Source organism: Pseudokineococcus sp. 1T1Z-3 (assembly GCF_037482365.1).
Lineage (GTDB): Bacteria > Actinomycetota > Actinomycetes > Actinomycetales > Quadrisphaeraceae > Pseudokineococcus.
The window spans coordinates 688,088-695,966 of the sequence record NZ_JBBHZF010000026.1 but is presented as its reverse complement, the minus strand read 5'-3'; the positions used below and the strand labels follow the sequence as shown (position 1 = coordinate 695,966).

The window sequence follows — 7,879 nt, the reverse complement described above, 5'->3', positions numbered from 1 at the left end:
GACGTCGGCCAGCGCCCGGACCAGGAAGGTGACGAGCGAGACCGAGCGTGCCCGCAGCTGCGCCGGGCTCACGTCGTCGAAGACGTCGAGCGCGGCGTCGAGGGTGAGCAGGGACACCATGGGCGGCGTCCCGATCCGCATCCGCCGCACGTCGTCGGCGGGGGAGTACCGGCCGTCCATGGCGAACGGCTCGGCGTGCCCGTGCCACCCCGTCAGCGGCGGGTCGAGCGCGACCTGGTGGCGGTGGGCGACGTAGACCCACGCGGGGGCCCCGGGGCCGCCGCACAGGTGCTTGTAGGAGCACCCGACGGCGAGGTCGGCCCCGGCGGCGTCCAGGTCGACGTCGGTCGCGCCGACCGAGTGCGCCAGGTCCCACAGCGCCAGGGCGCCGACCTCGTGCGCGGCCGCGGTGAGCGCGGCGACGTCGCAGCGCTCGCCCGTCCGGTAGTCGACCTCGGCCAGAGCGACCAGCGCGACGTCCGCGCCGCGGTCAGCCAGCACGCCCGGCACCTCGGCGGGCCGGGCGAGCACCACCTCCAGGTCGAGCAGCCGGGTCGCCGAGGACAGCAGGTGCAGGTCGGTGGGGAAGGCGCCCTCGTCGGCGACGACGACCCGCCGCCCCGGCCGCAGCCGCGCCGCGGCGACGTAGCACTGGAAGAGGTGCACCGACGTCGAGTCGCCCGCGACCACCTGGCCCGGGGCCGCCCCGACGAGCCGCCCGACGCGGTCGCCGACGCGCTGCGGCGCGTCCCACCACCCCTCGTCGTTCCAGCTGGCGACGAGCCCTGCGCCCCACTGGCGCCGGACGACGTCCGCGACGGCGTCCGGGACGTGCCGGGGCAGCGCGCCGAGGGAGTTGCCGTCGAGGTAGACCAGCCCCTCGGGCAGGTCGAAGCACGAGGGCAGGTGCTGCAGCGGCTCCGTGGCGTCGAGCGCCTCGGCCTCCTCACGGAGGGAGGGCGGCGAGGCCTGAGGGGCCGGGGACGGGACGGAGGTCATCGCCGCAGGCTGCCACCGGGCACGGCGCCGCGCGGGCCGCCTTCCCGCGTCTCGGCCGCCTACTCTCCTGGGCATGCCAGGGGTCACCGGGGGCGGGGACGCGCCGAAGGACCGGCGCCGGACGCAGGCGGCGGACGCCTCGACGCGCGGCGAGGAGGACGAGGTGCATCCGTCGGACCTGGACGCGCACGACGCCCCCGCTTCTGGTGCCCCCGCCTCTGGTGCCCCCGCCTCTGGTGCCCCCGCCTCTGGTGCCCCTGCGTCCCGTGCCCGCGCGTCCCGGGCCGGGGGCAGAGCGGGAGCCGCCACCCTCGTGGCGGTCGCGGTGCTGGCAGCGGCCGTCGGCGCCTCCGGCGCGCTGGTCCTCACGAGGGCGTCCGGGCAGGCGCAGCGGGTCGAGGACGTGCAGCTGGTGGCGCTGCGGACGGGGCTCGAGCCGCCGCAGGCCGCCGGCGAGGACGGCTCGGTCGAGCTCACCCTCGACGCCCTCGTGGTCAACCCCCGCGAGGACGCGGTGACGATCGTCGGGGGTGGTGCTGGCGACCTGGCCGGGGAGGTCCCGCTGGAGGTCGCCCTCGTCGACGCCCTGGGGCAGCGGCTCAGCCCGGACCAGGAGGTCGAGGTGCCCGGGCGCGGCAGCGTCACGCTGGCCGTCTCGCTCGCCGTCCCGTGCGACGACCCGCCGGAGTGGGCACCGAGCGTCGAGGTGCGCACCGCTTCCGGCGAGGAGGGCCGGGTTGTCCTGCAGGAGGTCGCCGGCTTCACCGGCGACGGCGACCAGCGGCTGCTCACCGAGGTCTGCCAGGTGCAGGAGGCCGCTCAGGAGGCCGCGAGCTAGCGCGCGGGCCGCACCTGCCCGGCGGGCACGCCGGGGTCGCGGGGACATGGGCCTCGCGGGCAGGGGCCCGGCCCGGCAGCCCCCACGTAGCCTCGCCGGCATGACGACGCAGCGGCGGAGGGGGCCACGCCCGTGAGCCGCGAAGTCCTCGGGGGTCCCGGCGCCGCGCCGACGCCGGCGTCGGAGAGCGCTGGGCGGCACCTCGTCGAGGACCTCGACCAGCCCGAGCAGCCGGTGGAGGAGGCCGCGCCGCGACGCCGGGTGCGGCAGGTCGGCGCGCTGGTCGTCGCCGCCGGGCTCGGCGCCGGAGGCGGCGCCCTGCTCGCCACGCGCGGCGGTGGGCTCGACGACGTCCGCCTCCTGGCCACGACGGCGTACCCGTACGGGTCCAGCGCGGAGGAGGACGGCGGCCCCCAGGAGCTGTCCGTCGCGACGGTGCTGGTCAACGGCGGCGAGGAGGAGGTCACGGTCGAGGGCGGGTGGCTCGGCCCCGGGCCGCAGGACCTGCCCCTGCGCGTGCGCGGGGACGGTGCCCTCACGTCGCCGCTCCGTCTCGCCGACCGGGACCAGGCCGAGGCCGACCAGGCGGAGGCGGACCCCGTCGTGCTGGAGGCCGGGGGCAGCGCCCTCGTCACCATGACGGTGAGCGCATCCTGCGACGACCTGCCGGCCTGGGAGCCCAGGCTGGCCGTCCGCACGGCGACCGGCGCCGCCGGCGACGTGGACCTGCGGCAGCTGGAGGACCTGTACTCGCCCGGGGGGTCGGTCGAGGGCGGCGGACCGCTGGCGGAGGCCTGCGAGGTCGTCGCTCTCGGCGGGCAGGGCGGCTCGGCGACGGTGGTCTCCCACGAGCTCACCGCCGAGGGGGTGGACCTGCAGGTGCAGGTCGAGGGGGACGTCCCCCTCGAGCTCGCCGTGGCCAGCGGCGGTGCCGCCGGCGTGTCCCTGCCCGACGGCCCGGCCCGCCTCGAGCCGGGCGCCGCGACCACGGTCGCCCTGCGCGTCGACCCGCCCGACTGCGCGGCCGCGCTCGCGCTCGACGACGTCACCGAGGGCCTCGACCTGAGGCTCAGCACCGCCGGCGGAGACGCCCCCTCGACGCAGCGGTGGGAGCTCTGGCAGGTGCAGACCCCGCTCTCCTTCGCGGCCGGCCGCGCCTGCCCGGCCGGCTGACCCGCGCGAGACCGCCCGCCGCCGGGCCGTATGGTCGCCGCCCGTGAGCGCGAGCCCCGTCGTCGGCGTCCTCGGCCTGCAGGGCGACAGCCGCGAGCACCTGCGGGCGCTGAGCGCCGCGGGGGCCGACGCCCGCCTCGTGCGTCGGCCCGAGGAGCTCGCCGCGGTCCACGGGCTCGTGCTGCCGGGCGGGGAGTCGACGGTCATCGACAAGCTGCTGCGGGTCTTCGAGCTGCGCGACCCGCTCGTCGCGGCCATCGCGGCCGGGCTGCCCGTCTACGGCTCCTGCGCCGGGATGATCCTGCTGGCCGACCGGCTCCTCGACGGGACGGCGGACCAGCAGACCCTCGGCGGGCTCGACGTCACGGTGCGGCGCAACGCCTTCGGCCGTCAGGTCGACTCCTTCGAGACCGAGCTGGAGCTCGACGGGGTCACCGACCGGGCGTGGCCGGCGCGGGGGCCGCGGGGCAGCGAGGCCCCCAGCGGCCCGGTGCACGCCGTCTTCATCCGCGCGCCCTGGGTGGAGGACGCCGGCCCGGGGGTGCAGGCGCTCGGCGTCGTCCCCTCCGGACCGGCCGCCGGTAGGATCGTCGCCGTCCGGGCGGGCAACCTGCTCGCGACGTCGTTCCACCCGGAGATCACCGGGGACACCCGGGTGCACCGCCTCTTCGCCGACGTGGTCCGCGCGGCCTGACCAGGCACCCGCCTGCCGGGCCCGGCTGCGGCCCTCGGGCCGGCGCGGGAGCGCCCCCGACGCGCAGGAGGTCGCCATGTCCGGCCACTCCAAGTGGGCCACCACGAAGCACAAGAAGGCCGTCGTCGACGCCAAGCGGAGCAAGCTCTTCGCCAAGCTCGTCAAGGACGTCGAGGTGGCCGCCCGCACCGGCGGCGGGGACCCGGCCGGCAACCCGACCCTCTACGACGCCATCCAGAAGGCCAAGAAGAGCTCGGTGCCGGGCGACAACATCGACCGCGCGGTCAAGCGGGGCTCGGGCGCCGAGGCCGGCGGCGTCGACTACCAGACCATCATGTACGAGGGGTACGCGCCGAACGGCGTCGCGGTGCTCGTGGAGTGCCTCACCGACAACCGCAACCGCGCCGCCTCCGACGTGCGCGTCGCCTTCACGCGCAACGGCGGGACGATGGCGGACCCGGGCAGCGTCTCCTACCTCTTCACCCGCAAGGGCGTCGTCACGGTACCCGCCGAGGGGCTGGCCGAGGACGACGTGCTGCTCGCCGTCCTGGACGCCGGCGCCGAGGAGGTCAACGCCGCGGGCGAGGTCTACGAGGTGGTCTGCGAGGCCACCGACCTCGTCGCCGTCCGCACCGCGCTGCAGGACGCGGGCCTGGACTACGACTCCGCCGATGCCCAATTCGTGCCCTCGATGCAGGTCGAGTTGGACGCCGAGGGCGCCGAGAAGGTCCTGCGGCTCGTCGACGCGCTCGAGGACAGCGACGACGTCCAGAACGTCTACGCCAACTTCGACGTCAGCGACGAGGTGCTCGCCCAGGTCGGCTGACGGCCGTCCACCTCACGCCCCGCCGGGCGTGGGCGTCCCCGGCCGGGTGCTCGGCGCAGTCTGAGGACGGTGGCGCCCGGGTCGACCCCGGCCCGCCACGCCGCCGCACCTGCCGCGACTCGGCCCGACCGGCTGCCACGGTGACCGTGTGCGCGTGCTGGGGGTGGACCCGGGGCTGACCCGGTGCGGTGTCGGCGTCCTGGACGCCGTGCCCGGGCGTCGCGCGCGGCTCGTGGCGGTCGACGTCGTCCGCACCCCGGTCGACGCGCCGCTCGCCGAGCGGCTGCTGCAGGTCTCGGAGGCGCTCGAGGCGGCGCTCGCGACGTACCGGCCCGACGCCGTCGCCGTCGAGCGGGTCTTCAGCCGGCACGACGTCAGCACCGTCATGGGGACGGCGCAGGCCTCGGGCGTCGCCCTGCTGGCCGCCGCCCGCGCGGGCCTGCCGGTGGGCCTGCACACCCCGAGCGAGGTCAAGGCCGCGGTCACGGGGTCCGGCCGGGCGGGCAAGGCGCAGGTGACGGCGATGGTCACCCGCATCCTCGGGCTCGACGACCCGCCGCGGCCGGCCGACGCCGCCGACGCGCTGGCGCTCGCGCTGTGCCACCTGTGGCGGGGGAGCCTCGCCGGCGGAGGGCCCCCGCAGCGGTCGGAGGTGCCGGGCGGCGCGAGTCCCACGGCGGCGCAGGCGGCGTGGGCGGCGGCGGACAGGTCGGCCCGGAAGGTCCGGTCGGGGGCGTGGACGTCGTCGCCGCGCCGGGCAGGCGGCCTCCCGTCGGGCGTCGGCCGTGACCGCTAGCGTGCGACCTCGAACACCTGTCCGCTCCGGTGCCCGAGGGTGCCGGCCGTCCCCGACGCCCGAGGACCCGCCCGTGACCGCACTCCACTCGTGATCGCCTCCGTCGCCGGCCGCGTGGCCGCCGTGCGCCTGGACGCCGCCGTCGTCGTCACCGGGGGCGTCGGCCTGCTCGTGCACGCCACGCCCGCCGTCCTCGCGACGCTGCGCGTCGGGCAGGACGCCGAGCTCGCGACGAGCATGGTCGTGCGCGAGGACGCCCTGACCCTCTACGGCTTCTCGGGCGACGACGAGCGCGCCGTCTTCGAGATGCTGCAGACGGTCAGCGGCGTCGGCCCCCGCCTGGCCCTCGCGATGCTCGCCGTGCACGAGCCCGACGGCCTGCGCCGCGCCGTCGCGCAGGAGGACCTCACCGCGCTGTGCCGCGTGCCCGGCATCGGCCGCAAGGGCGCCCAGCGTCTCGTCCTGGAGCTCGGCGACCGGCTCGGGCCGCCGTCGGACGCGCTCGCGGCGCGCGCGGACGGGGCGGCGCCGGTCGCACCGCTCCTGCCCGCGGCCGGCGGGGGAGGTGGCCCCGTCGTCGAGGCCCTCGTCGGCCTCGGGTGGACGGCGAAGGCCGCGCAGGACGCCGTGGCCGCCGTCGCCCCGCCCGCCGACGACGGCCCCGCCGGCGACGACCGTGACGTCGCGCAGGTGCTGCGCGACGCGCTCCGCCACCTCGGGCGGGGCCGGTGACGGGGCGGGCGGCGGCCTCGGCGGGAGACGCCCGGAGCAGCGGCCATCCCGACGGCTCCAGCGAGCTCGACGTCGCGGGACCGGAGGGACCCACGGCGGCCGAGGAGGCCGAGCTCGCCGGTCGCGGCGGGCGCCTCGTCGACACGGCAGCCGACCTCGACGACCGGGCCGCCGAGACGGCGCTGCGCCCGCAGTCGCTCACCGACTTCGTCGGGCAGCGGGTCGTGCGCGAGCAGCTCTCGCTCGTCCTGGAGGCGGCGCGCCGGCGCGGCCGGGCGCCCGACCACGTGCTGCTGTCGGGCCCGCCGGGCCTGGGCAAGACGACGCTGGCGATGATCGTCGCGAGCGAGCTCGGCAAGCCGCTGCGGATCAGCAGCGGACCAGCCATCCAGCACGCCGGCGACCTCGCCGCCGTGCTGTCCTCGCTCGAGGAGGGCGAGGTGCTCTTCCTCGACGAGGTGCACCGGATGGCACGGCCGGCCGAGGAGATGCTCTACGTGGCCATGGAGGACTTCCGCGTCGACGTCGTCGTCGGCAAGGGCGCCGGGGCCACCGCCATCCCGCTGCACCTGCCGCCGTTCACCCTCGTCGGCGCCACCACCCGCTCGGGGCTGCTGCCCGCACCGCTGCGCGACCGCTTCGGCTTCACCGGCCACCTCGACTTCTACGCCGCGGACGAGCTGGAGCAGGTGCTCGCCCGCTCGGCGAGCCTGCTGGGGCTGGAGCTCACCGCGGGCGGGGGGCGGGAGGTCGCCCGTCGCTCGCGAGGGACGCCGCGCATCGCCAACCGGCTGCTGCGGCGGGTCCGGGACTGGTCGCAGGTCCGCGGCACGGGCGTCGTCGACACCGGCGCCGCCCGCGCGGCCCTGGAGGTCTACGAGGTCGACGAGCTGGGCCTGGACCGCCTCGACCGCTCCGTGCTGGGCGCCCTGTGCCGACGCTTCGGCGGCGGGCCGGTGGGCCTGTCGACGCTCGCTGTCGCGGTCGGGGAGGAGGCCGAGACGGTCGAGACGGTGGCCGAGCCCTTCCTCGTCCGCGAAGGTCTCGTCGGCCGCACACCCCGCGGCCGGGTCGCGACGGCCGAGGGCTGGGCCCACCTCGGGCTGCGTCCGCCGCCGGGGGCGGCGCTGCAGCCGGCGCTCCCGCTGCTCGGCGAGGGCCGGATGCACGCCGGCGGCGATGCTCCCGCGACCTGAGGCGGCGTCGCGCGCGACCGGGTGGGCAGGCGTGCTCCCGTAGAGTGACGGCGACTGGTGCCCGGCGGTGGCGCTGCGCCCGGCGCACCCACGGGCGCACCGGGCGCCGCTGCTCGGCCGCGACCGCCCCGACCGCCCTCCCACCCGACCCGAAGGCTGCCGCTCGATGGAAACCGCCATCCTGTTCCTCCTGCTGATCCCGCTGCTGCTCATCGCCTTCCGCGGCAGCAAGCAGCGCAAGCAGACGGCGCAGATGCAGGCGTCGCTGGAGCCGGGCACCGAGGTCATGACCGGGTCCGGCCAGTTCGGCTACGTCACCGCGGTCGAGGACGACCGCGTCGAGCTGGAGATCGCCCCCGGCATCACGACGTGGTGGGTGCGCGCCGCCGTCGCCCGCGTGGTCGAGCCGGCGGACGCCGAGGTGGACGACGAGGGAACCCTCGACGCCGAGGACGACCCCGAGGCGGACCCGCGGCTGGGGGCGGGAGCCGCACCTGAGAGCTCTGAGGCAGGACTGAAGGACGTTCACCCGGATGCCGATGACCGGAGCGACACGCAGGCGCAGGGACAGCCGGACGACTCACGACGCTCCGCCTGACCCCAGCCTGACCCGAGACATCTGGGG

The 7,879-nt window shown here is 77.3% G+C and carries 9 protein-coding genes; 8 read left to right on the top strand and 1 reads right to left on the bottom strand.

Annotation, left to right across the window (positions count from 1 at the left end; all coding sequences use genetic code 11):
* The coding region (locus tag WDV86_RS15305; RefSeq protein WP_339568502.1) for an aminotransferase class V-fold PLP-dependent enzyme at positions 1-999 on the bottom strand (999 nt) is incomplete at its 3' end.
* A gap of 325 nt (positions 1,000-1,324) precedes the next feature.
* Between WDV86_RS15305 and WDV86_RS15300 the strand changes: the two genes are divergently transcribed.
* From WDV86_RS15300 to yajC, 8 genes are all read left to right on the top strand, one after another.
* Positions 1,325-1,837, top strand: a complete 513-nt coding sequence (locus WDV86_RS15300; protein WP_339568501.1) for a hypothetical protein — start codon at positions 1,325-1,327, stop codon at positions 1,835-1,837.
* A gap of 132 nt (positions 1,838-1,969) precedes the next feature.
* A complete protein-coding gene (locus tag WDV86_RS15295) occupies positions 1,970-3,010 on the top strand; it encodes a hypothetical protein (protein WP_339568500.1) in 1,041 nt (346 codons plus the stop codon).
* Between the two features lie 43 nt (positions 3,011-3,053).
* Positions 3,054-3,704 (top strand): pyridoxal 5'-phosphate synthase glutaminase subunit PdxT, encoded by a 651-nt coding sequence (gene pdxT / locus WDV86_RS15290; RefSeq protein ID WP_339568499.1) that lies wholly within the window; start codon positions 3,054-3,056, stop codon positions 3,702-3,704.
* Positions 3,705-3,780: 76 nt separating this feature from the next.
* Entirely contained in the window at positions 3,781-4,530 is a 750-nt protein-coding gene (locus WDV86_RS15285) for a YebC/PmpR family DNA-binding transcriptional regulator (RefSeq protein WP_339568498.1), read from the top strand.
* 148 nt (positions 4,531-4,678) lie between these two features.
* Positions 4,679-5,326: a crossover junction endodeoxyribonuclease RuvC gene (gene ruvC, locus WDV86_RS15280; protein WP_445263069.1), complete on the top strand. Its 648-nt coding sequence runs from the start codon at positions 4,679-4,681 to the stop codon at positions 5,324-5,326.
* A gap of 90 nt (positions 5,327-5,416) precedes the next feature.
* Positions 5,417-6,058, top strand: coding sequence for a Holliday junction branch migration protein RuvA (ruvA, locus tag WDV86_RS15275; protein WP_339568496.1), 642 nt, complete (start codon positions 5,417-5,419; stop codon positions 6,056-6,058).
* Positions 6,055-7,254, top strand: coding sequence for a Holliday junction branch migration DNA helicase RuvB (gene ruvB, locus WDV86_RS15270; protein ID WP_339568495.1), 1,200 nt, complete (start codon positions 6,055-6,057; stop codon positions 7,252-7,254). Before ruvA ends, ruvB begins: the two co-directional genes overlap by 4 nt.
* Positions 7,255-7,420: 166 nt before the next feature.
* Positions 7,421-7,852 carry a preprotein translocase subunit YajC gene (yajC, locus tag WDV86_RS15265; protein ID WP_339568494.1) on the top strand — a complete coding sequence of 144 codons (432 nt, stop codon included), beginning with the start codon at positions 7,421-7,423 and terminating at the stop codon, positions 7,850-7,852.
* Positions 7,853-7,879: the final 27 nt, after the last annotated feature.

Bases quoted from the DNA above. Each gene is read 5' to 3' on its own strand.
- yajC (WP_339568494.1), top strand. From the start codon at position 7,421: ATGGAAACCGCCATCCTGTTCCTCCTGCTGATCCCGCTGCTGCTCATC.
- WDV86_RS15285 (WP_339568498.1), top strand. From the start codon at position 3,781: ATGTCCGGCCACTCCAAGTGGGCCACCACGAAGCACAAGAAGGCCGTC.